22 protein-coding genes and 1 tRNA gene are annotated in these 23,054 nt (G+C 58.4%); 13 read left to right on the top strand and 10 right to left on the bottom strand.

Annotated elements, in window-relative coordinates; genetic code table 11:
* Positions 1–79: 79 nt before the first annotated feature.
* A tRNA-Leu gene (locus FCS96_RS13485) sits at positions 80–166 on the bottom strand.
* Positions 167–422: 256 nt separating this feature from the next.
* On the opposite strand from FCS96_RS13485, the gene rnr reads away from it, so the two are divergent.
* The 8 genes from rnr to alr all read left to right on the top strand — a co-directional run bounded on the left by rnr (position 423) and on the right by alr (position 8,758).
* A complete protein-coding gene (rnr, locus tag FCS96_RS13480; RefSeq protein ID WP_138440889.1) occupies positions 423–3,056 on the top strand; it encodes a ribonuclease R in 2,634 nt (877 codons plus the stop codon).
* A gap of 15 nt (positions 3,057–3,071) precedes the next feature.
* Positions 3,072–3,809, top strand: a complete 738-nt coding sequence (gene rlmB / locus FCS96_RS13475; RefSeq protein WP_138440888.1) for a 23S rRNA (guanosine(2251)-2'-O)-methyltransferase RlmB — start codon at positions 3,072–3,074, stop codon at positions 3,807–3,809.
* Positions 3,810–4,051: 242 nt separating this feature from the next.
* Positions 4,052–4,480, top strand: a complete 429-nt coding sequence (rpsF, locus tag FCS96_RS13470; protein WP_138440887.1) for a 30S ribosomal protein S6 — start codon at positions 4,052–4,054, stop codon at positions 4,478–4,480.
* A gap of 25 nt (positions 4,481–4,505) precedes the next feature.
* Positions 4,506–4,736 (top strand): 30S ribosomal protein S18, encoded by a 231-nt coding sequence (rpsR, locus tag FCS96_RS13465; protein WP_007154918.1) that lies wholly within the window; start codon positions 4,506–4,508, stop codon positions 4,734–4,736.
* Positions 4,737–4,762: 26 nt separating this feature from the next.
* A complete protein-coding gene (locus FCS96_RS13460; protein ID WP_138440886.1) occupies positions 4,763–5,629 on the top strand; it encodes a YybS family protein in 867 nt (288 codons plus the stop codon).
* A gap of 20 nt (positions 5,630–5,649) precedes the next feature.
* On the top strand, positions 5,650–6,096 hold the full coding sequence (gene rplI / locus FCS96_RS13455) for a 50S ribosomal protein L9 (RefSeq protein ID WP_138440885.1): 447 nt from the start codon (positions 5,650–5,652) through the stop codon (positions 6,094–6,096).
* A 179-nt stretch (positions 6,097–6,275) separates the two neighbouring features.
* Complete coding sequence (dnaB, locus tag FCS96_RS13450) at positions 6,276–7,682, top strand: replicative DNA helicase (protein ID WP_138440884.1); 1,407 nt, start codon at positions 6,276–6,278, stop codon at positions 7,680–7,682.
* Positions 7,682–8,758, top strand: a complete 1,077-nt coding sequence (alr, locus tag FCS96_RS13445; protein WP_138440883.1) for an alanine racemase — start codon at positions 7,682–7,684, stop codon at positions 8,756–8,758. Before dnaB ends, alr begins: the two co-directional genes overlap by 1 nt.
* A 38-nt stretch (positions 8,759–8,796) precedes the next feature.
* On the opposite strand, the gene FCS96_RS13440 is transcribed toward alr, so the two are convergent.
* Positions 8,797–9,153 carry a hypothetical protein gene (locus tag FCS96_RS13440; RefSeq protein ID WP_138440882.1) on the bottom strand — a complete coding sequence of 119 codons (357 nt, stop codon included), beginning with the start codon at positions 9,151–9,153 and terminating at the stop codon, positions 8,797–8,799.
* A 161-nt stretch (positions 9,154–9,314) separates the two neighbouring features.
* Between FCS96_RS13440 and FCS96_RS13435 the strand changes: the two genes are divergently transcribed.
* The gene (locus tag FCS96_RS13435; RefSeq protein WP_138440881.1) at positions 9,315–10,190 is read left to right on the top strand and encodes a sugar nucleotide-binding protein; all 876 of its coding nucleotides are present in this window, start codon (positions 9,315–9,317) and stop codon (positions 10,188–10,190) included.
* A gap of 23 nt (positions 10,191–10,213) precedes the next feature.
* Here FCS96_RS13435 and fnr read toward each other — a convergent pair whose 3' ends face one another.
* Both fnr and fabB read right to left on the bottom strand, forming a co-directional pair.
* The gene (fnr, locus tag FCS96_RS13430) at positions 10,214–10,966 is read right to left on the bottom strand and encodes a fumarate/nitrate reduction transcriptional regulator Fnr (protein WP_138440880.1); all 753 of its coding nucleotides are present in this window, start codon (positions 10,964–10,966) and stop codon (positions 10,214–10,216) included.
* Between the two features lie 135 nt (positions 10,967–11,101).
* Positions 11,102–12,310: a beta-ketoacyl-ACP synthase I gene (fabB, locus tag FCS96_RS13425; protein ID WP_138440879.1), complete on the bottom strand. Its 1,209-nt coding sequence runs from the start codon at positions 12,308–12,310 to the stop codon at positions 11,102–11,104.
* 178 nt (positions 12,311–12,488) lie between these two features.
* Here fabB and FCS96_RS13420 point away from each other — a divergent pair, with 178 nt between their 5' ends.
* Together FCS96_RS13420 and FCS96_RS13415 are read left to right on the top strand one after the other, a co-directional pair.
* Positions 12,489–13,061: an Mpo1 family 2-hydroxy fatty acid dioxygenase gene (locus FCS96_RS13420; protein ID WP_228264103.1), complete on the top strand. Its 573-nt coding sequence runs from the start codon at positions 12,489–12,491 to the stop codon at positions 13,059–13,061.
* Between the two features lie 120 nt (positions 13,062–13,181).
* Positions 13,182–13,952 (top strand): helix-turn-helix domain-containing protein, encoded by a 771-nt coding sequence (locus FCS96_RS13415; RefSeq protein WP_138440878.1) that lies wholly within the window; start codon positions 13,182–13,184, stop codon positions 13,950–13,952.
* Here FCS96_RS13415 and ylqF read toward each other — a convergent pair.
* Positions 13,906–14,838 (bottom strand): ribosome biogenesis GTPase YlqF, encoded by a 933-nt coding sequence (gene ylqF, locus FCS96_RS13410; protein WP_138440877.1) that lies wholly within the window; start codon positions 14,836–14,838, stop codon positions 13,906–13,908. The two genes, FCS96_RS13415 and ylqF, sit on opposite strands and share 47 nt — an antisense overlap.
* A 241-nt stretch (positions 14,839–15,079) precedes the next feature.
* Between ylqF and FCS96_RS13405 the strand changes: the two genes are divergently transcribed.
* Positions 15,080–15,544 carry a Spy/CpxP family protein refolding chaperone gene (locus FCS96_RS13405; RefSeq protein ID WP_138440876.1) on the top strand — a complete coding sequence of 155 codons (465 nt, stop codon included), beginning with the start codon at positions 15,080–15,082 and terminating at the stop codon, positions 15,542–15,544.
* A gap of 63 nt (positions 15,545–15,607) precedes the next feature.
* Here the strand turns inward: FCS96_RS13405 and FCS96_RS13400 are convergent, their stop codons facing one another.
* The 4 genes from FCS96_RS13400 to FCS96_RS13385 all read right to left on the bottom strand — a co-directional run bounded on the left by FCS96_RS13400 (position 15,608) and on the right by FCS96_RS13385 (position 22,022).
* Entirely contained in the window at positions 15,608–18,103 is a 2,496-nt protein-coding gene (locus FCS96_RS13400; protein WP_138440875.1) for an efflux RND transporter permease subunit, read from the bottom strand.
* A 99-nt stretch (positions 18,104–18,202) separates the two neighbouring features.
* Positions 18,203–19,252, bottom strand: a complete 1,050-nt coding sequence (gene lipA / locus FCS96_RS13395; protein WP_138440874.1) for a lipoyl synthase — start codon at positions 19,250–19,252, stop codon at positions 18,203–18,205.
* Positions 19,253–19,431: 179 nt separating this feature from the next.
* The gene (locus FCS96_RS13390; RefSeq protein ID WP_138440873.1) at positions 19,432–20,709 is read right to left on the bottom strand and encodes an O-acetylhomoserine aminocarboxypropyltransferase/cysteine synthase family protein; all 1,278 of its coding nucleotides are present in this window, start codon (positions 20,707–20,709) and stop codon (positions 19,432–19,434) included.
* 98 nt (positions 20,710–20,807) lie between these two features.
* A complete protein-coding gene (locus FCS96_RS13385; protein ID WP_138440872.1) occupies positions 20,808–22,022 on the bottom strand; it encodes a serine hydrolase domain-containing protein in 1,215 nt (404 codons plus the stop codon).
* Between the two features lie 156 nt (positions 22,023–22,178).
* On the opposite strand from FCS96_RS13385, the gene FCS96_RS13380 reads away from it, so the two are divergent.
* Positions 22,179–22,511: a DMT family transporter gene (locus tag FCS96_RS13380; RefSeq protein ID WP_138440871.1), complete on the top strand. Its 333-nt coding sequence runs from the start codon at positions 22,179–22,181 to the stop codon at positions 22,509–22,511.
* Positions 22,512–22,595: 84 nt separating this feature from the next.
* Here FCS96_RS13380 and FCS96_RS13375 read toward each other — a convergent pair whose 3' ends face one another.
* Positions 22,596–22,793: a hypothetical protein gene (locus tag FCS96_RS13375; RefSeq protein ID WP_138440870.1), complete on the bottom strand. Its 198-nt coding sequence runs from the start codon at positions 22,791–22,793 to the stop codon at positions 22,596–22,598.
* Positions 22,794–23,054: the final 261 nt, after the last annotated feature.

The following is a 23,054-nucleotide window of genomic DNA, read 5'->3' as shown; positions in this document are numbered from 1 at the left end:
CCGCGCAGATCAGCGGGTAGGTGCTACTTCGAAGGAAATCGTTTAATTTTGGTAATTTACCATTTCCTGGGGGAGGAAATGGTGCCGAGGAGAGGACTTGAACCTCCACGGGGTTGCCCCCACTAGCACCTGAAGCTAGCGTGTCTACCAATTTCACCACCTCGGCAGGTGATTTGCAGTCTCGTCGTTAGTCAGTTGAAAACTGGACGTTTCTGCCAGCGGTTAGGTGTGTCCCTCAACCGATGGCGCGTACTTTAATAATTACGGCAAAAGCTGTCAAACGTTTTTTCGAAAAAAGGTGGGCAGGTATTTATGCCTATTCTTCTTCCCTTGTTAGGCAGCTACCCCATCACGACGTTATACTGCAAGACAAATCTTATACACGTGAGCCTTCGAGGCTCAGTATCACAGCAAGGATCCGAATGGTTTCCAGGAAAAAAGAAGATCAAGACCCTCACGCCAATCGTGAGGCAGAGAAGTACGAAAACCCTATTCAAAGTCGTGAGTTCATTATCGCCCACCTGAAAGAGAGAGGGGCGCCGGCAACTCATGAAACCCTGTGCGACGAGCTGGGGCAAACCTCGCCTGAGGGTGTTGAAGCCCTTCGCCGTCGCCTGATTGCTATGTGTCGTGACGGGCAGATGATTTGTAACCGTCGTGGTGCTTACCTGCCCATCGAAGAAGCGGACTTGGTGACTGGTCGTATCATCGGTCACAAGGACGGCTTCGGTTTTCTGGTGCCGGACGACGGTGGCTCGGATCTATTTCTTACCGCGCGCCAGATGCGCCAAGTCTTTCATGGTGACCGGGTGGCTGCCCGGGTGGACCGGGTTGACGACCGGGGACGCCGCGAAGGCGTCATTGTCGAGGTGCTCGAGTACCGTACCAATCAGACCGTGGGCCGGTTTTTTCAGGAAAGCGGTATCAGTTTCGTGGTGCCGGAAAATGCCCGTATCAATCACGAAGTGCTGATACCACAGGAGCACGCGGCTGAGGCTCGTCACGGCCAATACGTGGTCGTGGACATCATTCGTCAGCCCAGTGTGCGAACTCAGCCGCTGGGCAAGATTGTTGAAGTGCTGGGCGAGCATATGGCGCCAGGCATGGAAATTGATGTTGCCATCCGGTCCTACGACATTCCCAACAGCTGGCCGCCAGCGTTAGGGGAGCAGGTTGCCAAGATTCCTGATGAGGTCACTGAAAAAGATAAAGAAAACCGGGTTGATATCCGTAACCTCCGGTTGGTGACCATTGATGATGAGACCGCTCGTGACTTCGACGATGCGGTCTACTGCGAGCCAAGACCACGGGGTGGTTACCGCCTGCTGGTTGCGATTGCAGACGTATCTCATTATGTCCGTCCGGGCTCGCCACTGGATGATGAGGCGGTAAACCGCAGTACTTCGGTGTACTTCCCGGATCACGTGGTTCCAATGCTGCCCGAGAAGCTGTCCAACGGCCTGTGCTCGCTGAATCCAGGTGTCGATCGCTTATGCATGGTGGCCGACATGACCATCAGTGCTTCTGGCAAAATCAGTGGCTACAGCTTCTATCAGGCGGTGATGTACAGTCATGCCCGGCTTACCTACAACAAGGTGAGCGACATGCTGGAAAATCCCGATACCGAGTCGGGTTATCGTCTGTGTGAGCAGTACGCCCATGTGCTGCCGCAGCTGCACAACCTCTATGGTCTGTATCAATTGCTTCGTAAGGCCCGGACCGAGCGCGGCGCGATTGACTTCGAAACCACGGAAACGAAGATTGTCTTCGATGCTGATCGCAAGATTGAAGAGATCGTCCCGGTTACCCGGAACAATGCTCACAAGATCATCGAAGAGTGCATGCTGTGCGCGAACGTGGCCACCGCCAGGTTCCTCAAGAAACATAAGCTGCCGGCGCTGTACCGAGTTCACGATGGCCCGTCCGAAGAGCGTCTGAATGCGGTCCGGCTGTTCCTGGGTGAGCTGGGTCTGCAGTTGGGTGGCGGTGATAGTCCCAGTTCCGCAGACTACCAGGCATTGCTGTCAGAGATTTCGGATCGCTCTGATGCCAACGTCATCCAGACGGTCATGTTGCGTTCACTCAGTCAGGCGGTGTACAGCCCTGAGGAAGGTGGTCACTTTGGTCTCGGATTTTCCGGTTACTCGCACTTCACGTCGCCGATTCGTCGCTACCCTGATTTGATCGCCCACCGGGCCATCAAGTCGGTGATTCACAGCGAATCAGCGTCCAAGGATATTGTGAAGCCGCCGAAGCCGGATCCGGAGTTGGCGGAGTACCCTTACGATTTTGCGCGCATGCAGCAGCTGGGTGAACACACCTCAATGGCCGAGCGCCGCGCCGACGACGCCACCCGCGATGTCATGGCCTGGCTCAAATGCGAGTACCTGCGTGACCACGTCGGTGAGGAGTTCGACGGCGTGATTGCGGCCGTGGTGCCGTTCGGTTTCTTTGTCGAGCTGTCCGGTGTCTATATTGAAGGTCTGGTGCATGTGTCTACCCTCAGCGGCGATTTCTTCCATCACGATTCCGCCAAGCACCGCCTGATCGGCGAACGCACGGCCATGAGCTTCCGGCTGGGCGACGAGTTGCGGGTTAAGGTGATGCGAGTCGGTATGGAAGATCGCAAAATCGACCTGGAGATGGTCAGTGACCCGGTGCACCGCAAGGAGGACCGGGACGCGCTCGATATCCCGGATCGTTCGGGCGCCAGGAAAGGGCGGCGCAAGGCTGGTGGCAAGTCTGGAGGTGGCAAGTCCGGACGTGAAAAATCTGGAGGCGGCAAGCCTGAGGACCGGGTGAAAGCTCCAAGCAAGGCGCCGCGGACCGGGGAATCGGCCAAAAAGTCGGACGCCCCGCTGAAGGCGCCCCGGAAGCGACCTGCGGCCTCCAAGCCCAGTCCCAAGCCCAAGCCGGAAAGCTCGAAGCCGAACCCGGACGAGCCGATGTCTGCTCGGGATGAGCTGGTGGCCCAGGCCGCCAAGCTTGCCCTGGATAAGGACAAGAAGCCGGGCAAGGGCGGTAAAGCCGACAAGAAACGCAAATCCCGCAAATAACAGGAAGCAGAGTCAGTGTCCGGAGAATTTGTGTTTGGCTGGCACGCGTTTGAGGCTGTCCTCAAGCGTGAGCCCGAGCGGTTGCAGCAGGTCTGGATCCAGACCGGCAGGCAGGATAAGCGAGTCAAAAGCGTGACCGATGCGCTTGACGGTTTGGGCGTTCGCTGGAAAGTGGTTCACCGTCGGGAACTGGATGAGCGCGTATCTGGTGTGCACCAGGGCATCGTGGCTGCCGTGAGCGAGAGCCGGGAATGGACCGAAGACGATCTGCTGGCCCAGCTGGCTGGCAGTGACAAGCCGCCGTTCCTGTTGGTGCTGGATGGCGTCACCGATCCCCACAATCTGGGAGCCTGCATGCGTACCGCCGATGCCGTGGGTGTTCAGGCGGTGATTGTGCCAAAAGACAAATCGGCATCCTTGACGCCAGTGGCTAGAAAGGTAGCCTGTGGCGCGGCTGAAACTGTGCCGTTTGTGCGGGTGACCAACCTTGCCCGTTTCCTGAGAATCCTGAAGGATCAGGGGGTCTGGTTGATTGGTACTGCCGGCGAGGCGGATGCAACGCTGTTCCAGGCCGACTTCAAGGGTCCGGTCGCCTTGGTGATGGGGGCAGAGGGCAAGGGCATGCGCCGCCTGACCCGGGAGCACTGTGACCAGCTCATCAACATTCCCATGCTTGGTCATGTCGACAGCCTTAATGTGTCCGTGGCTACGGGTGTTTGCCTATACCAGGCCTTGCGCCAGCGCCTTGGTTAACCCTTGCACAGAAGCCCCTGTCCGCCTAGAATACGTCACCCCTTTTCCAAGGGGTGGCTTTGTATTGCCTGTTTGTCAGGCATGCTCAGCCGAGCTTTTGATCGAGCCTTTCTTGTAAAGCCTTATTGATAAAGCAAAAAGAAACCGACAGCTAAGGCTGTCACCTCCTTGCTTTCACGTTTTGCCGCCGGTATTTCAAGTGGCGGTCAAAAAGAAAGCTGTTTAAACCGTAGGGAGAACTCATGCGTCACTACGAAATCGTTTTCATGGTACATCCGGATCAGAGCGAGCAGGTGCCCGCGATGATCGAGCGTTATACCGGCGTCATCACTGAAGATGGCGGTCAGGTACATCGCTTGGAAGATTGGGGCCGTCGTCACATGGCATACCCGATCAACAAGATTCACAAAGCTCACTACGTGCTGATGAACGTTGAATGTTCACAGGCCGCGATGGACGAGCTGACTCACAACTTCCGGTTTAACGATGCCATCATTCGCGACCTGATTCTGCGTCGTGATGAAGCTGTTACCGATCTGTCTCCGATGAAAGCTGCCGAGTCCCGTGAGGACCGTCGTTCCGGCGGAGACGACCGTCCGCGTCGTTCAGCAGAATCTGATGATCGTCAAAACGACCGTCAGAAAGCTGAGACCCAGGACGAAGAAGAGTAATTAACCGGAGTTGAGGAGTTAAGTTATGGCTCGTTTTTTCAGACGTCGTAAATTCTGCCGCTTCACGGCAGAAGGTGTTAAAGAGATCGATTACAAGGATCTGGACACCCTGAAAGGCTACATCACTGAAACCGGCAAAATCGTGCCCAGCCGCATTACCGGCACCAAAGCACGTTATCAGCGTCAGCTGGCTACCGCTATCAAGCGTGCCCGCTACCTGGCACTGCTGCCGTACTCGGACAGCCACGACAACTAAGTAACAGATAAACAGGACTTGGGACCATGCGTGCACTCGCACAATTTGTAATGCGCGGTCCCCTTCAGGCCAGTGCGGTAGCAGCAGTCACGACTGCGGTACCTTTGCTGTTCTGGATTGGCGCAGCGGTTGTCGGCCTGGTGATTCTCAGGCTTGGCATCAGTAAGGGGCTGAATGTTGGCCTCTGGGCATTGCTTCCGGCACTCGGCTGGAGCTGGTTCGGGCAAGACCCGACTGCTCTGGCGGTATTGCTGCAGGTAATGCTGATGGCGTCAGTGCTCAGAACCACGCTGTCCTGGGAAAGAGCCCTTCTCGGAGGGAGTTTTCTGGCGATTGTCACCGGGCTTATGTTGCCGGTGATCTACCCCGGATTACTGGATGATCTGGTCCAGGCCGGGGTCAGCTTTTACGAACAGTACAATGCCGATGTGGCCCGAACCCTCGGGGGCGACCTCGAACAGGTCATTCGGGACACCATGAATGCCAGTATGGCGGGTACCTACCTGGCCACTGGCATCGGTATGACGATGTTGGCCAGGTCATGGCAGGCGGGGCTTTATAACCCCGGTGGATTCCGCTCGGAATTTCATGCCCTGAAGCTGTCGCCCGCCGTTGCGGTGGTGTGTGCAGTCATCATGGTGATTGGCCCGGTACTTGGGCTGAATTCCATGTTGCTGGTCTGGGTGGCTGGGACACCGCTGTTTTTGGCGAGCCTGGCCCTGATTCATGGCATCGTTGGACGTAAAAAGCTGAGTGGTCAGTGGCTGGTGCTGTTTTACATTGCGCTGGTTTTGCTGGGCCCAAGCCTGATGATTCTGTTAGTGGTTCTGGCTTTTGTGGATAGCTGGCTGGATATCCGGAAGCGTATAACGCCTGCCGGGCCGGCTGAATAAAGCACGAAGAGGTTAACGAGATGGAAGTTATTCTGCTCGAGAAAGTTGCAAACCTTGGCTCCCTGGGTGACAAGGTAAAGGTTAAGGCCGGTTACGGTCGTAATTTCCTGCTTCCCTATGGCAAGGCTGTACCTGCCACCGAAGCAAACCTGAAGGCGTTCGAAGAGCGTCGCGCCGAGCTGGAAAAGGCCGCTGCCGAGAAGCAGTCTGCTGCCCAGGCACGCGCTGAAGCTCTGGAAGGCGCATCCTTCACCGTCAGCTCCAAGGCTGGTGAAGAAGGCAAGCTGTTCGGTTCTATCGGTGTGCGTGACATCGCTGATGCGATCACCGCTGGTGGCACTGAAGTCGAGAAGAGCGAAGTTCGTCTGCCCGAAGGTCCGATTCGCGTGACCGGCGAGTACGAAATCGAGCTGCAGCTGCACTCGGACGTAGAAGTGACTGTTAAGCTGGCGGTTGTTGCGGCGTAACTTGTTGCGGCGTCCAGCCTGGCCGGCGCTGCCGGCCTAGCTTGATTGAACGGGCCCGAACCGGCGACGGTTTCGGGCCCGTTGCTTTCTGGTATTCTTAGTTTTTTGTCAGCCTCTCCCAAACCCGAAGCGTTCCCCGTAAACTGGACCATTCGTGTTACCCAGCAGAAGACGTTGTTATGGCCAAGCCCAACCTGAAACCTGCCAGTAGTGATCTAGAAACCAGTCGCATCAAAGTACCGCCGCATTCGGTTGAAGCCGAGCAGGCCGTTCTGGGTGGCCTTATGCTCGATAACCGTCGGTTCGATGAAGTGTCGGAAATTATTTCCGCCGGCGACTTCTACCGACAGGATCACCGGTTGATTTTCGGGGCAGTGGAGCGACTGGCCAGCGAGAGTGAACCCCTGGATGTGGTGACGCTGGCGGAATTCCTGGAGCGTGCCGGGGATATTGAAGACGCTGGCGGGCTGGCCTATCTGGCCGAGTTGGCGGAAAAAACTCCGGGGGCTGCCAATATCCGGGCCTATGCCGATATCGTCCGTGAGCGATCGGTGCTGCGCCAACTGGTGGAAGTGTCCGGCAAGATTTCTGATTCGGCTTTTAACCCCCAGGGCCGCAACAGTAACGAGATCCTGGATGAGGCTGAGCGCAACGTATTCCAGATTGCAGAATCCCGGGTCAAGGAAGGTTCTGGCCCGCAGGCCATCAATCCGATCCTGACCAAGGCCCTGAGCCGGATTGAGGAACTGTTCGAGTCCGGTGAACAGACCACCGGCCTGACCACCGGGTTTCGGGATCTGGACGACCAGACCTCCGGTATGCAGCCGGCAGATTTGATTATCGTGGCAGGGCGGCCCTCCATGGGTAAGACCACCTTTGCCATGAACATTGTTGAGAACGCGCTGATCAGTACCGGCACCCCGGTGCTGGTATTCAGTATGGAGATGCCCGCGGATGCGCTGGCCATGCGGATGCTGTCGTCCCTGGGTAGGATTGATCAGACCAAGGTCCGGGGCGGTAAGCTCGAAGAGGACGACTGGCCCCGCCTGACCTCGGCGGTTAGCCTGCTCAAGGACAAGCCACTGTACATCGACGACACCCCGGGCCTGAGCCCTACCGAAATGCGGTCCCGGGCCCGCCGGATTGCCCGGGAAAACGACGGCAAGATTGGCCTGATCATGGTCGACTACCTGCAGTTGATGCGGGTACCCGGCAACACCGAAGGCCGGACCGCGGAGATCTCCGAGATCTCCCGGTCCCTGAAGGGTATTGCCAAGGAATTGAGTTGCCCGGTGGTGGCCCTGTCCCAGCTCAACCGAAGCCTGGAGCAGCGGCCCAACAAGCGCCCGGTGAACTCGGACTTGCGGGAATCCGGCGCCATCGAGCAGGACGCCGACGTCATCATGTTCGTGTACCGGGACGAAGTGTACAACGAAGACTCTCAGGACAAGGGCATTGCCGAGATCATCATCGGTAAGCAGCGGAATGGCCCGATTGGTACCATTCGCCTGGCGTTCATCGGTAAGTTCACCAAGTTCGAGGATCTCGCCCACGGTAACTACGGCGATTACGGCGGTGAATACTGATGCCGCGCAGTACCGTCGCCCGCATTGATCTGGAGGCACTGCGCCATAATTACCGACTGGCTTCCGAGCGCGCCGCGCCAGCCCTGGCGATGGCGGTGGTAAAAGCGGATGGCTATGGCCATGGTATCGTGCCGGTGGCTCAGGCCCTGGCCGACGACGCCCCCAAGTACGCCGTGGCCTGTCTGGGTGAAGCCGAGGCCATTCGAGATGCTGGTCTGCTGCAACCGGTGGTCATGTTGCAGGGCGTGCACGCCCCGGAAGATTTTGAATTGTGTGCCCGGCGCGGATTCGAGCCGGTAGTGCATGGGCATCACCAACTGGACTGGCTGGCCCAGGCCGGTGCCCGACCGGCGTTCTGGCTCAAGGTGAACAGCGGCATGAACCGGCTAGGGTTCCAGTCCGGTGAGCTGATGCAGGTGATGACACGGCTGGATGCCATGGGCGCTCGCCCGGGGCTGCTTGGTTTCGTTACCCATTTTGCCTGTGCCGACGACAATGTCAGCACAATGACGGCGGAACAGACCCTGTGCTTTGAAGAAGCCACAGCGGCTTGGCCTGAACTGATGAGGAGCGTCGGTAATTCCGCCGCCCATTTCATCCATGACCAGCCTCTGTACGACTGGAGCCGCCCGGGCATCATGCTCTACGGTGGTTCGCCAAAGCTGGGCCAGACCGGCCCGGAGCTGGGCCTGAAACCGGTAATGTCACTGGAAGCACCGCTGATCAACACCCGGTTTGTTCGTACCGGCGAGTCGATAGGGTACGGTGCCGGTTTTGTCGCCGACCGGGATACGCCCATGGGCATGGTGGCCATCGGCTATGGTGATGGTTATCCGCGCCACGCCGGCACTGGCACGCCCGCTGCCGTCAATGGCAAGCGGATTCGCCTGCTTGGCCGGGTGTCCATGGACATGCTCGCGGTGGATCTGAGCAATGCGCCCGACGCCAAGGCCGGTGATCCGGTTGAACTCTGGGGTGGAACCGTGGCCGTGGATGAAGTGGCCAGCTGCGCCGGTACCATTTCCTATGAGTTGCTAACGGGCATCACTGCCCGGGTGCCGCGCGTCTATCTATAGCCGTGTTATAGCCGGGCCTGACACGAGTCGGGTCTGGTTCAGGCCGGTTCCGGCTCGTGAATGATTTCGGCAATGAAGCTCAGAATCGCGTCCAGGCTTCGATCATCCAGTTTTTTCAGAACCTTGTGCACCACCATCTTGCTGCCCTTGAGCATGCTGCTGATGCCCACTTTAGCCATGCCCATCATCATGCTGCCGGCGTTCAGGCGGCGCAGTGGCTCAAGGAAAAAGAAGTCGAGACCCGCATCGGTCAGTTCCACAATAAGCTCAAACAGCTGGTCGATGGCGACCTTGTCGGCTTTGCCACGTTCCCGCAGCTGTTCCACGGTGTAGAGTGCCCGGGTACGCAGTTCGTCTGGAATCGGCGCCACGATGTGGCTCTGTTGTTTCAGCATCTCGAATCCTGCTGTTGTAGACTGTTGAAAGAAAAGGTAAAGAGAAAACTGCCAGCGCTTGTAGTTGGCTGTTATTGTAGAGACCGATCCTTGTTAACCATTGGCCAGACCGGTTCGGCAATTCCGTCAAATCAGTGAAGTTCTGGAGGCTTTGAACCCTCGTGCACGTGCTTGTTGTTCATGATTATGGCCCCTTGGGCAAATTGGTGCTGGAGCGTCTGCGTGAGACGCCGCTGCAGGTAAGCCCCTTGCTGGTCAGCGATCCCGCCGGTGCCAATCTTGATGCTCTGGAGAACTGGATTCCGGAAGATACGGATCTGATCGTCAATGCGCTTTGGCTGTCCGATCCCGAAGTCGCCCAGAACGACCCTGAGGGCACCCATAAGGCTGCCTTTTCCCTGCCCGTAGCCATTGCCGAGTTTGCCCGTGATCGTGGCATGGCGTTGTTACAGCTGTCGTCGTGCTACGTATTCGATGGCCGCAAGCAAACAGGTTACATCACCTCGAACCCGGGGCACCCCTGCAATGAACTGGGCAACTGGCAGTGGGAATGCGAACAGGCACTGCGTACTCTACTGCCTCGGCATATAATTTTGCGCACTGGCTGGAGTCTGGCCCGCTTTATTCGCAAGGTTCAGGCCAGCACCGCGTCCGGCGAAACCCTGATGTTGCCGGGCCGCTGCCGTGGCCAGCCGGTGGCGGCGCGGGATCTGGCTCGGGTGGTTACAGCGGTGATTCAGCAGATCGATTGTGGTGCCGAGGTCTGGGGTACGTTCCAGTACGCCGGAGCGGAGGAGATCAACCTGTATGAGTTGGGCCTGGCGATCGCGGGGCTTCCGGGCATTCCCGAAGATACCCGTGTGGTGGATGAGGTGCCGGACTGGGGCCACCTTGAGCCGGTGAACACCACGTTGATCTGCACCAAGATCCGCAATACATTTGGAATCAAACAGCTGCCTTGGCGCTCCGGATTGGTGGAAGAGTTCGCCATGATGAAGGCGCAAAACGGGCAGGATGAGAAAACGCCGGTCGACTGAGTCCAGTCCGTGGCCGGCGTCTGTTATGGGCAGACCTGACGGGACAACTCCCGCGAAACGCCTTGCAGAGCTGGTATGTCCAACAACTCCACCTCACGACCTCGGGCCCTGATCAGGCCCTGATTCTGGAAGCGGGTAAACACCCGGCTGACGGTTTCAACCGCCAGGCCCAGGAAATTGGCAATATCGTTACGTGCCATCGGCAGGCTGAAACGGATGCCGGACAATCGTCGGCGCTGAAACCGGCTGGACAGCGACAGCAGCAGTGCAGCAATGCGTTCTTCGGCGGTGTTTTTGCTCAACAGCATTGTCAGCTGGTGGCTATGCTGAATTTCCTGGCTCATCAGCTGGTACATGTGATGCTGCAGGTCGGGTAACCTGGATGTCAGCTCCTCCAGTTTCTGCACCGGAAATTCGCAAATACTGGTTCGCTCCAGTGCCTTTGCGGTGCAGGCGTAAAAATCCCCACTCATGCTATCGAGCCCTACCAGCTCCCCGGGCAGGAAAAAGCCCGTTATCTGCTCCTCGCCATCCTCGGAAACAATCGACGTCTTGACAGCCCCACTGCGCACCGCAAAGCAGGAGCGGAAAGAGGTGCTCTGGTCGAAGATGTGCTCACCCCGATTATAAATCCGTCCCTGTTGGACAATGTCTTCCAGGCTTTCAAGGTCGGTTTCATTAACGGCCAGCGGCAGGCAAAGCTTGCTCAGGCTGCAGGTATGACACGAGGCCTTGAGTGGGATGGGTGCCTGACGGAAGGGCAGCGTTTTGCTCATGATGATCGTCCAAATTGATCCTGATCAAATTTTAACTTTAGTAGGAAAGCGAGGCTTTGCCAACGCCAATGGCGGGCGGAATTTTTGCAGCAGTCGGTAAGTGACAGGCGCGAGGGCCTGTCACTTGATTTAGTATTACAGTTTCTCGAACACTAGTGAAGCATTGGTGCCGCCAAAGCCAAAGCTGTTGGACATGACGGTGCTGAGCTCGGCGTGCTGCGCGGCCGGGCCGACCAGTGGCATGTTGCTGATCTTGTCATCGATATTGGTCAGGTTGGCAGTGCCGGCAATAAGGCCGTTTTGCAGCATCAGCAGTGAGTAGATGGCTTCATGCACGCCGGCCGCGCCCAGGGAATGCCCGGACAGCGATTTGGTCGAGGAGATGGTTGGTACGTCGGCGCCAAAGGTGTCGCGTACCGCCCCCATTTCAGCCACGTCGCCCACTGGCGTACTGGTGCCGTGCGCGTTGATGTACTGCACCTTGCCACGGATGGTTGCCATGGCCTGCTTCATGCAGCGTTGAGCACCTTCGCCAGAGGGCGCGACCATGTCGTAGCCGTCGGATGTGGCGCCATAGCCGGTCAGTTCGGCAATGATATTGGCGCCACGCTTGCGGGCGTGCTCCAGTTCTTCCAGCACCACCATGCCACCACCACCGGCAATGACAAAGCCGTCCCGGCCGCTGTCGAACGGACGCGAAGCGGTTTCTGGCGCATCGTTGTACTTGGTGGACAGTGCACCCATGGCGTCAAACATCATGGTCAGGCTCCAGTCCTCCTCTTCGCCGCCGCCGGCGAACACGATGTCCTGCTTGCCGGCCTGAATCTGCTCCATGGCATGGCCAATACAGTGGGCACTGGTAGCGCAGGCAGACGACATGGAGTAGTTCACGCCCCGAATCTTGTAAGCGGTGGCCAGGCACGCGGATACAGTGCTGGTCATGATCCGCGGCACCATGTAGGGCCCAATACGCTTGACACCTTTCTCCCGCATGATGTCGGTCGCTTCGACCTGACTGGAGCAGGACGCTCCACCGGAACCGGCAATCAGGCCGGTGCGGTCGTTGGAGATCAGGTCATCGGTCAGGCCGGCCTGGGCGATGGCCTGCTCCATGGACAGGTAGCTGTACATGGCCGAGGGTCCCATGAAGCGCCGCATCTTCCGATCAATCACCGAGGTGTCTACGTCTGGCGAACCAGAAACCTGGCTGCGAAAGCCCATCTCTTTATAGGTTTCGTTGAAGCGGATGCCGGATTTGCCGTGTTTAAGGCTGTCCAGCACTTCATCCAGTGAATTCCCGAGGCAGGACACAATGCCCATACCGGTGACGACAACGCGTCTCATACATTCCTCCTGTGCGACTCGCCCAGTTGGGGCGACGTCATGCGATCAATGCTGTTATTCCCCAGTGTAGGCCCTTTGCCAGCCCCGGGATATTTGACCTTGGTAAGGGGCAGGGGCTGGATCGTTAGATTGCAGGATAGCCGTTACGTACAAGGTTGAAGTCCAGGTGCCTGTTAAAGTGTCGATTATTAAAGACAACAACAGCGGAGACCTGATTATGCGTTCACTGGCTCAGTTCCTGAGTGATTATGGCGACAGTCATCAGAATAATTTCAATCAGTGGGTCCACATCGTGTGTGTGCCGGCTATCGTGTTCTCAACCCTCGGGCTGCTCTGGCTGATCCCTATCGGTAGCTGGCTCGGCCTGACCGGCACAACGGGCGAATGGGTGAACGGCGCGACCCTGCTGGCGGCGATCTCCGGTCTGGTTTACCTGCGCCTGTCGGTCGGAGTGTTTGTACTGATGGCCGGCTGGTTCGCGGTCTCGGCCCTAATCATCCAGGGTGTTTTGGCGGCCGGTTGGTCATTGTTCTGGACCAGCCTCGTGGTCTGGATTGCTGCCTGGGCCCTGCAGGTCTATGGCCACAAGATCGAAGGTAAAAAACCTTCGTTTGTTGAAGACCTGGTATTCCTGCTGATCGGGCCAATCTTTGTCAGCATCGAATTTGCATCCAAGCTTGGGGTGCCGGTGTCACATGGCCAACGTAGCCAAGGCAAAGACCACTCTGACGGACAGATTCAGGGTCACTAACCGACACTAATTCCCGCGGCATCTTGTCGAATAGGCAGGATGGCTGTTGGGCGAGGGCTGGAGAAAAGTCTGTCCTGAGGTATGCTTTGGGCACCGTAACGACAGATAACCGGCCCGGATATGCAGCATTCGCCACGTGGCACCCTGTTCCTCTGGCCCGATCACTGGCAGGTGATCGGGCACCTGGTACCGAACCGACCCCATCGGCACATCAGTGCGTCCTGGCTGGTTGGTCTCGACGGCCCTTTCCGATTGCAGGTTGGGGGGCACTGGCGCATGACTTCCGCTGCGCTGGTGGCGCCGGACGTTGAGCAATCCCTCGATCCCGGTGACACCCGGATGTGGTGTGCCCAGCTTGATCCGGACAGTGATTTCTGGCGAGCCCTGCAGCACCGGCTGGGTGATCAGCCATCGGTGGATATCCCTGTAACCGGGGCCAGCCTGCACAGCGAGTCGTCCGGTGATTGCCAGGCGGTCTGGCAGGCGCTGTCGAGTGCTGTAAAACAGTTGGGTGGCTCACCAGAGCCCATGGACCGGCGGGTTCGGAAGATCTGTGACGAGCTTCGTAGCCAGTTGCCGGACAAGGTGGACGTGGCCAGGTTGGCCCAGGCGGTGGGGTTGTCGTCGTCGCGGCTGAGTCATCTGTTCCGGCAGCAAACCGGCGTGACCTTGCGGCGGTTCTTACTGCACCTGAAAATGAACCAGGTACTGGCCCAATGGGAGCGGGGCAAGTCGATGTCCCAGCTGGCCATAGATGCGGGCTTCTACGACCAGCCCCACTTCGTTCGCACCGCCCGGGGCATGTTCGATGCCGTGCCCTCGGAGTACGTGACCACCGGTGCGTTTAGCGTTTGCCGCTGCGGCCCTTCTTCTTTCCCTTCTCTTTCTTAGCTTCCTGCTCGGCCTTTTCGGCGGCAGCCCGGGCGGCTTCCTCGGCTTCCTGCTCGACCATCGCCGGGGTTTCCAGCGACACCCGCCCCAGGGTGCCGGCCCGGAACTCATTCAGCAGCACCTCGGATACCTTGTGCAGATCCGGTATGCCGCCGCGACCAAAGAACCGGCGCTTGGCGGCAATGCCATCCATCACCGCCAGGCCATCCACCGGCAGCTCATCAAAGCCGTAGCGGGTCTTTATCAGTTCCGGATAGGCTTGGCGGAGAAATTCCGCCTCAAACAGCGCGACATCTTCAAAATCCAGCACCGAGCTGCGAATGGCGCCGGTCACCGCCAGGCGATAACCGCAGGCTTCCGGCGACAACTTGGGCCAAAGGAAGCCGGGAGTGTCGTAGAGCAGGATGTTGTCGGGCAGTTTGATGGCCTGCTGCGCCCGGGTCACCGCTGGCTCGTTGCCGGTCTTGGCCGCGGGCCGGCCTGCCAGGGTATTGATGATGGTGGACTTGCCGACGTTGGGAATGCCCAGGATCATCACACGCAGGGCGCTTTTCTGACGATCATGGTCGGGAGTCATCTCCTGGGCGAGCTTGAGGATGCCCAGGGCTTCGTTACGCTGGTTGTGAGTCAGGGTGATGGTTCGCACCCCCCGCTCCTTTTCAAGCCAGTTTTGCCACTGCCGGGTGATCTCCGGATCGGCCAGATCCCGTTTATTCAACACCTTGATGAGCGGCTTGTCGCCACGCAGGGAAGGTACCAGCGGATTTTCGCTGCTGAACGGGATGCGCGCATCCAGCACCTCAATAATGAGGTCCATCTGCGGCATGACCTGCTTGATCTCCTTGCGGGCCTTGTGCATGTGCCCTGGAAACCAGTTAATTGCCATCTCATATACTCCGGAGGTCGTTGGACGGCGCCATTATGAAGGGGAATGACCAAACTTTCACATTTGTTTCGGCCCGCCAGTGTGGCGGGTTGAGCGCTAACTCGCTGGAAAATGTGTACAAAAAGAAGGGTCATCGGGGTGAAAACCGGCGCCGTGATGTTTTAGGGTGTACACCCTGAACAACATAACTGGTATGAATCGGTGGTTTTAAATCGTGGCCACCCCGATAACGGAGAACTCTATGAAGCTCGCAAAGATGTTTGGTACCGCTGTTGTCGCACTGAGCCTGTCCGCGCCTGCGGTCGCACAGCAAGCCGCCGGTGGTCAGCCGGATCAGGTGGATCAGCTGGCACAGATGGTTGGCCTGTCCGATGATCAGCAAACCGAGATTCGCGGCATCATCGATGAGAAGCAGGACAAGATTGCCAAGCTCCGCCAGGAAGCCCGCGCCCTGCAGCAGCAGATGCAGGCTGAGATCAAGCCGGAGTACGACGAAGACTCAATCCGTGACAACGCCGAAGAGCTCGGTGATGTGACTGGTGAGATCGCGGCCCTGTCCACCCTGATGCAGGCGAAAGTGGACAGCGTGTTTACCGAAGAGCAGCGCGACACCCTGGACAAGCGCATGCAGCAGATGCAGCAGCAGCGTCAGCAACAGCAACAGATGATGCAGCAGCAGATGCAGAAGCAGAAGCAGGGTCAGTAAACCAGTCAGGTTACGCTGAACTGGAAAAGGCCGCATCCGAGGATGCGGCCTTTTTTTGTGCCTTTATTCGGCCGCGCCCGGACCGAAGGGGCGGATCAGAATGATCAGTCGCGGCAGCAGGGTCAGCGCGCCCAAGAGCGCCATGAACATGGCGAAGCCGGTGAACAGTCCGAAGTAGATGGTCGGGATAAAGTTGGACAGCACCAGGATCGAGAACCCGGCGACGATGGTCAGGGAGGTGTAGAACATGGCGCGACCGATACTGCGGTGGCAGCGATGCATGGTGGCGAAGTAGTCCCGGTCCTTGATGAATTCGGTCTTGAACCGATGGATGTAGTGGATGGTGTCGTCCACCGCGATGCCAACCGTTATGGCCGCGATGGTGATGGTCATCATATCCAGCGGAATCCGGAGCCAGCCCATCAGGCCCAGTACCGAGCCGGCGGCAATCAGGTTGGGGGCAATGCCGATCAGGGCCAGCTTGAGCGAGCGGAACAGCAGCAGGAACATGATGGTGATTACCACGAACACCGCCCCGATGGTTTTGATCTGGGAATCAAACAGGCTCTGCAGCATGTTGTTGTACATTACCGTCATACCGGCAAACAGCACTTGATCCTCTTCGTAGCCAAGCTCTGAGGTCAGATGGTTATGAATCCTGTCCAGCAGGGCCTGTCGGCGTAGCTCCGGCATGGTTTCCAGGATCCGGATGCTGAATCGCGCCTGATTGTGCTCTTCGGAAATGTAGGGTGTCAGCAGGGTGTCCTGCAGGTCGTCCGGCACCGCCGCCGGTACAAAGGCCAGTTCCAGTGCATCCAGCCGCTCGCCCTGATTGATCTGGGCCAGGATATCCAGGGTTGTAGTAATGGACAGTACTTTGCCGGTTTCCGGCAGGCTGTCGAGGTAATTGTGCACTTGCTCCAGCCGTTGCATCTTCTGATAGGTGTACCAGGTATCCCGGTATTCCTCGCCGTCACCACAATCCTCAACAAACGGGTCGCAACTGCTAGCGAACGGGTCGCTGTCGGTGCTGGCGTTCTCCGGCGCTGCCTCGTCAGTAATCACGATGTCCAGGGGCGTGGTACCACCCAGGCGGTCGTCGATGGTGATCATGCCCTGGTGGATTTCGGTCGACGGCTTGAAATAGTCAATAAAACTGTTTTCCACCGTCAGTCGGCTCACCCCGATGGCACAGAGCACAGCAATAACGGCTGAGCCCACCAGCACGGTCTTGCCGAATCGCGCAGTAAAGCGGGCAAAGATGTCGGTAAAGGGCACCCGGTTGGAGGTGACTGTCCAGTCCGCCTTTGGTGGCAGCAGACGCAGCAAGACCGGGAAGATAAGGAAGGTGATCAGGAAGGCGACGGAAAGGCCCAGGGTCATCATCCAACCGAAGTCGATCACCGGGCGGATGCCGCTGAAGGTCAGGGAGCCAAAAGCAACAATGGTGGTGATGGCCATGTAAAAGCAGGGTTTGAACATGGCGGCGAGGGTCTGACGCAGGGTTTCCCTAGGGTCACCCTCGGTGTCGTCATGCTGGAATTCCCGGTACCGCACCATCAGGTGAATGGTCAGGGATAGGGTCATGATCAGCAGCAGCGCGATGAAGTTGGCGGAGATCACGGTGACCGGCCACTGGGCCCAACCCAGGAAGCCGATCATCAGCCAAACGGTAAAGCCGCAGCACAGCAGGGGAACCAGCACCCAGCGCCACTGGCGGAAGATGATGATCAGGGTCAGCACCAGAAACGCCAGCACTCCCAGCCCGAAGGTGGACAGGTCGTTCTTGATGAAGCGAATCATGTCCGACACGATCATAGGCACGCCGCCAAGATGGATCTCGGCGCCGTCGCGGTAGCTATCGAGTATGGTCCGCACACGCTCGATGGTGGCGTCGCGCTCCTTGCCCTGGGTTTCGGTGAAGTCGATGAAGGCTTGCTGGGCCGCTTCCAGTTGTTCCCGTTCGGCGGCCGAGGCATCGCCAGCTTCCACCTTGTCGCGGAGCTGGTTTCGCTGCTGCAGCAGCTCAAAGTACTGTTCCGGTGTCGGCAGATTAACCTGGATGGCGGTGGTCCGGGCATCCTCGCTGATCAGCAGGTTGGGGTAGAGGGGGTTGTCCAACAGGGCAGCGCGGACGGTGCCTGGTGGAACCTGATCTTCGTCCACGGTTTTGATTTCGGCGTCGACGGTGTCCAGGGTCAGCTCGGGGCTGTGCAGCAGGGCCACGTTCAGGATGCTGTTGGTGGAACCGACTGCCGGCAGCGCCTGGAGTTCGTCGCGGAGGGCCTGAAGCCGGCTCAGGCCTGCCTCTGAAAAAAGTTCACCCTCGGGTGTGTAGGTCACAATGAGAAAATCGTCGGAGGTGGTGAAGCGACGATTGACCTTGCGGTACTGCTCCAGCGACCGATCGTTCTCCAGTACCAGGGATTCGGCCGAGGCATCCAGCCGGAACTGGCCAAACTTGATGGCTGCCACGGCCAGCAGGAGTGTAAAAATACCCAGAACTACCAGGGGACGAGCAAGGATCAGGCGATCGTATAGGGTACCGAACCAGTTCATGGAGCAACTACTCTGCTGAAAACGAGAGCAGAGTGTGCCACAAAGCGCCGAAAACTGTGACCTTTCAGAGGGCTCAGGATGGCGCGCAGCGGCGTCGGATCAGTCGACCGCTTTAACGGGAATCTGCATGGCGTTGTCGATTTGGGGAACCTCGGGCACTGCAAGGCCCAGGTTGTTCTGATCAAAGACTTTATCGGCGCGGTAGCTTGAACGCACCATCGGGCCTGAGGGCACTTCCATAAAGCCTTTTTCCAGACCCAGTTCCCGGTACCGGTTGAACTCTTCCGGCGTAACGTAGCGTTCTACCGGCAGGTGGTTCGGCGTCGGGCGTAGGTACTGGCCCAGAGTCAGGATATCCACCCCGATGGCGCGGAGGTCGTCCATGGTTTTCAGGACTTCCTCTTCAGTTTCACCCAGGCCCAGCATCAGGCTGGTCTTGGTGAGTACGTCGGGTCGGTGTTTCTTGGCGTGTGCCAGTACGCTCAAGGTTTTCTCATAGCCGGCACGGGGGTCGCGTACCCGGCTGGTCAGGCGCTCAACGGTCTCGACGTTCTGGGCGAATACGTCCAGGCCGGAATCCACCACCTTCTCAACGTGGGGCATTACCGCGTCGAAATCCGGAGTCAGGGCTTCTACAGCGACCTCAGGAGTTCGTTGTTTGATGGCCGACACGCAGGCCGCGTAATGGGCAGCGCCGCCGTCGTCCAAATCGTCCCGGTCGACCGAAGTCAGCACAATGTAGCGCAGGCCCATCAGTTCCACCGACTTGGCGGTGTTGTCCGGTTCGTCGTGATCAAGCCAGCCCTTGGGGTTGCCGGTGTCGACCGCACAGAATTTGCATGCCCGGGTGCAGACCGAACCCATCACCATGATGGTGGCGGTGCCGGCTGCCCAGCATTCGCCGATGTTCGGGCAGTGGGATTCCTGGCACACCGTGCTCAAACGATGGTCGCTGACGTTCTTGCGAACGGCTTCGTAACGCTCACCACCAGGCATCTTGGCCCGCAGCCACTTGGGCTTGCGCTCTACCGGTTTGGATTCCGAGGTCTCGCCCGAACTGCGCTTGATACCATCCTTGATGGCGGAAAAGCCGTGCTCGTTACGGAATTTGGAACCACTGGTAATGCGGGGTTTTGCGGTGTCGCTCATTGCAACGGGACTCTCGTTTGAGCATGCGTTTGCATACATGCATTGGGGCATTCAGGCATAAAAGCTTGGTGAGCATTAAAGAGTAATGTCAGGAAGGTCCAGTTACAAGGCAGATAGGGGCAATCACGGGGGTACCGGGCACGACATTGGTCGTACCCGGCCAGGGTTGAAGCGGCTTATCAAGCCTGGGCAGCGTCCAGGGCCTGGGTGATGTCGGCGATCAGGTCATCGACGTGTTCAATGCCGATGGACAGCCGCACCAGATCCTCACTCACGCCGGCGCTCTTGAGTTCGTCCGGGCTCAGCTGGCGGTGGGTGGTGGAGGCCGGGTGACAGGCCAGGGACTTGGCGTCGCCAATGTTGACCAGGCGGTAGATCAGCTGCAGGGCGTCGATGAACTTCGCCCCTGCCTGGTGGCCGCCCTTGATGCCAAAGCTCAGAATGCCGGAGGCCTTGCCGCCGCAGATCTTCTCACAGGAGGCCTTGTACGGGCTGTTCGCCAGCGCCGCGTAATTAACCCATTCCACAGACGGATGCTGCTGCAGGAAGTTGGCAACTTTTTCCGCGTTCTCGCAGTGGCGCTCCATGCGCAGGGACAGGGTTTCCAGGCCCTGCATGATCAGGAAGGCGTTGAACGGTGCCAGCGCGGCGCCAGTGTTGCGCAGCGGGACCACGCGACAGCGACCAATAAACGCGGCCGGGCCCAGGGCTTCGGTGTATACCACGCCGTGGTAGGACGGGTCCGGCTCGTTCAGCATCGGGAACTTGGCGGCACTGGCTTTCCAGTCGAACTTGCCGGAATCCACCACAATGCCGGCAACCGTGGTGCCGTGGCCGCCGATGTATTTGGTCAGGGAGTGCACAACAATGTCCGCACCGTGCTCGAACGGACGGCACAGGAACGGGGTGGCGACGGTGTTGTCCACGATCAGCGGGATGCCGTGACGATGGGCGATGTCGGCCCAGCGCTGGATGTCGACCACGTTGCCGGCGGGGTTGCCGATGGATTCGCAGAACAGGGCGCGGGTGTTGTCGTTGATGGCCTTTTCTACGGCGTCAAAGTCGTCATGGGGGACCATACGGCAGTCGATGCCCTGGTTGGGCAGCGAGTGGGCAAACAGGTTGTAGGTGCCACCATAGAGCTGGCTGGTGCTGACGATGTTATTGCCAACCTTGCAGATGGTTTGCAAGGCGTAGGTGATCGCCGCCATGCCGGATGCCAGGGCCAGCGCGCCAATGCCGCCTTCCAGCTGGGCCATGCGCTCCTCAAGAACACCGTTGGTGGGGTTCATGATGCGGGTGTAGATGTTTCCCTGCACCTTCAGGTCAAACAGATCGGCACCGTGTTGGGTGTCATCGAAAGTGTAGGAGGTGGTCTGGTAGATTGGGGTGGTGGCAGCGTTGGTTGTCGGGTCTCCGCTGAAGCCCGCGTGCAATGCCAGGGTTTCGAGTTTCATTGCAACTTCCTTGCTTGTGGTTTGTTGGTGTTATCGGTGTCGACCAGCAGTATGCCACAGAGTTTGAGATCGTCGAATGGGCCGGATTGTCACACCGGTCAAACGAGAGCGCCGTGCACCATTGCTCGCAGTTCCTGGCGAATCGGGTAGGTAGAGGAGGGCATGAGCTGGGTCATGAATACCACGACCAGATCCTCCACCGGATCGACGAAGAAATTGGTGCTGGCCAGGCCGCCCCAACCGTATTCTCCCACGGAGCCAATGGTGTGGGACTTGGCGACGTCGGTTTTCACTGAAAAACCCAGGCCAAAGCCGTTGCCCTCGTAAGGTGTTTCGCTGAAAGCGCCAATCGACAGCGCCGGCAGATCCTGATTGCCGGGCAAATGATTGCTGCGCATGAATTCCAGGGTTTTCCGGCCGATGATGCGCTCGCCCTGATACTCGCCCCCCTGGCACAGGGCCTGGGCAAACCGGTGGTAATCGGTGATCGTGGACACCAGCCCGCCACCACCGGACAGGAACCCGGGTGTTTTCAGGTAGCGCGAGCGCTGCGGGTCGTCTTGAAGCTTCATGGTGTCGCCGGGTTGGTGCAGGTAACAGGCGGCAAAGCGATCCAACTGAGCCTTAGGCACCTGGAAACCAGTGTCGGTCATGCCCAGGGGGCCAAAGATGTGTTCCTGAAAGTAGTTGTCGAGCGGTTTATCGGACAGCTTCTGTACCAGGTAGCCGAGCACATCGGTCGACACCGAGTAATTCCAGGCGGTGCCGGGTGAATACTCCAATGGCAGGTCGGCCAGTCGGTCGACCAGCTTGTCCAGGGTCAGGGTGCCACTGCCATCCAGTTTCAGCTGGCGGTAGGCGGCATCAACCTCGGTGCGCTCCAGGAACCCGTAGGTCAGGCCAGACATATGGGTGAGCAGGTCCCGCACGGTCATGGCGCGGGTCGCCGGTTGGGTCTCGAAGTCGGGCCAGCTTCCAGCTTTGTAGACGGACAGATTCCGCCACGTCGGGATGTATTTGTGCACCGGATCGTCCAGCAGGAAACGCCCCTGCTCATAGAGCTGCATCATGGCGATGGAGGTCACCGGCTTGGTCATGGAGTAGATGCGGAAGATAGTGTCGTTCCGGGCTGGCTTGTTGCGCTCCACGTCCATCAAGCCCTGGGCGTGGGTCCAGACCACCTGCCCGTGGCGTGCCACCAGGGTAACGGCCCCGGGCAATTTGCCAGTCTTGATGTAGTTGTCATCAAGGTGACTAGCAATACGCTCGAGGCGATCCAGCGACAAACCGGCGACAACATTGGGTTGGGGCATGACGGACTCCTTCGGGTAAAACCGGAGCTTATGTCATTCTGACGGCGGCGAGAAGGGTGACTGCTGGCGGATCGGGCCGGGTAGTGAAATGTCGGGGTTCACATCCCGATAGCCAATCAGCACAATGACGCGCCATTCCTCCGGAGGTGACGACGAATGACAAATTGGGTGTTTCTGGCGTTGGCGATTGTCGCAGAAGTGGTGGCCACTTCGTCGCTCAAGGCGAGTGATGGCTTTGCCCGGCTGGCGCCATCGGTAATCGTGGTCGTGGGCTATGGCGTGGCCTTTTATCTCCTGTCACTGGCGTTGCGAAGCATACCGGTGGGAACCGCCTACGCGATCTGGGCCGGCCTGGGCATTGTGCTGGTGGCGGCTGCGGGGTGGCTATTGTTCGACCAGAAGCTGGATGTCTGGGGAGTGGTTGGAATGGCGCTGATTGTGTCCGGAGTGTTCGTGCTGAATGTTCTGTCCCGGGCAGGCGGCCACTGATCCGCTTTCCGGGTACTCTGCCCGCGGCCGCTGGGTTATCGTTATCTGGCATTCTGAGCCCATCGGGGCTTGGTGTACTTGGAGTTAGTCTCCACCATCTCTATCGCCACGGCGGCGACGCTTCAGGTAGTCGAGAATTGAGGGGTAGAAAAACACCGCCAGACAGGTTGCGAACAAGGCCAGGGAGACGGCGACCGTTTTCAGACTGCTTCCGGCCGAAAGCAGGCTTACCGTCACCACCAGAACGATCAGGAAAAGGGACTCAGCTTGCCGCGATTGCATGATGTGAACTAACCAGGAAAAAGTTCAGGGAGTCAAAGTGCGATACTAGCGCAATAGCCTGGTTTCGATTGTCAAAGGTTGTGTAATTTGCCAGCGGCCTGGGAAGCGAATATCAGATTCGTGTGCTTCAGCTGTGAATAAATGTGATCCCGTCCGAGCGATAATATCAGGGTGAGATATTCGCTGTTTGCGACGCTAGTGGAATTAGTGGATTCCTGCACTATAGTCGGATATACGGTGAGTCTGGAGAAATTTCGTAAA

The organism is Marinobacter alexandrii (genome assembly GCF_005871205.1).
Classification (GTDB): domain Bacteria; phylum Pseudomonadota; class Gammaproteobacteria; order Pseudomonadales; family Oleiphilaceae; genus Marinobacter; species Marinobacter alexandrii.
The sequence above is the reverse complement of the archived record's forward strand: the minus strand, read 5'-3'. Positions and strand labels throughout refer to the sequence as shown.

Excerpts from the sequence above, each read along its gene's own strand:
- FCS96_RS13415 (WP_138440878.1), top strand. The coding sequence starts at position 13,182 with ATGCAGCATTCGCCACGTGGCACCCTGTTCCTCTGGCCCGATCACTGG.
- alr (WP_138440883.1), top strand. The coding sequence starts at position 7,682 with ATGCCGCGCAGTACCGTCGCCCGCATTGATCTGGAGGCACTGCGCCAT.
- rnr (WP_138440889.1), top strand. The coding sequence starts at position 423 with ATGGTTTCCAGGAAAAAAGAAGATCAAGACCCTCACGCCAATCGTGAG.
- FCS96_RS13400 (WP_138440875.1), bottom strand. The coding sequence starts at position 18,103 with ATGAACTGGTTCGGTACCCTATACGATCGCCTGATCCTTGCTCGTCCC.
- FCS96_RS13405 (WP_138440876.1), top strand. The coding sequence starts at position 15,080 with ATGAAGCTCGCAAAGATGTTTGGTACCGCTGTTGTCGCACTGAGCCTG.
- fnr (WP_138440880.1), bottom strand. The coding sequence starts at position 10,966 with ATGAGCAAAACGCTGCCCTTCCGTCAGGCACCCATCCCACTCAAGGCC.
- ylqF (WP_138440877.1), bottom strand. The coding sequence starts at position 14,838 with ATGGCAATTAACTGGTTTCCAGGGCACATGCACAAGGCCCGCAAGGAG.
- FCS96_RS13390 (WP_138440873.1), bottom strand. The coding sequence starts at position 20,709 with ATGAAACTCGAAACCCTGGCATTGCACGCGGGCTTCAGCGGAGACCCG.
- FCS96_RS13385 (WP_138440872.1), bottom strand. The coding sequence starts at position 22,022 with ATGCCCCAACCCAATGTTGTCGCCGGTTTGTCGCTGGATCGCCTCGAG.
- FCS96_RS13375 (WP_138440870.1), bottom strand. The coding sequence starts at position 22,793 with ATGCAATCGCGGCAAGCTGAGTCCCTTTTCCTGATCGTTCTGGTGGTG.
- fabB (WP_138440879.1), bottom strand. The coding sequence starts at position 12,310 with ATGAGACGCGTTGTCGTCACCGGTATGGGCATTGTGTCCTGCCTCGGG.
- FCS96_RS13380 (WP_138440871.1), top strand. The coding sequence starts at position 22,179 with ATGACAAATTGGGTGTTTCTGGCGTTGGCGATTGTCGCAGAAGTGGTG.
- lipA (WP_138440874.1), bottom strand. The coding sequence starts at position 19,252 with ATGAGCGACACCGCAAAACCCCGCATTACCAGTGGTTCCAAATTCCGT.
- FCS96_RS13440 (WP_138440882.1), bottom strand. The coding sequence starts at position 9,153 with ATGCTGAAACAACAGAGCCACATCGTGGCGCCGATTCCAGACGAACTG.
- dnaB (WP_138440884.1), top strand. The coding sequence starts at position 6,276 with ATGGCCAAGCCCAACCTGAAACCTGCCAGTAGTGATCTAGAAACCAGT.
- rpsR (WP_007154918.1), top strand. The coding sequence starts at position 4,506 with ATGGCTCGTTTTTTCAGACGTCGTAAATTCTGCCGCTTCACGGCAGAA.
- FCS96_RS13460 (WP_138440886.1), top strand. The coding sequence starts at position 4,763 with ATGCGTGCACTCGCACAATTTGTAATGCGCGGTCCCCTTCAGGCCAGT.
- rpsF (WP_138440887.1), top strand. The coding sequence starts at position 4,052 with ATGCGTCACTACGAAATCGTTTTCATGGTACATCCGGATCAGAGCGAG.
- rplI (WP_138440885.1), top strand. The coding sequence starts at position 5,650 with ATGGAAGTTATTCTGCTCGAGAAAGTTGCAAACCTTGGCTCCCTGGGT.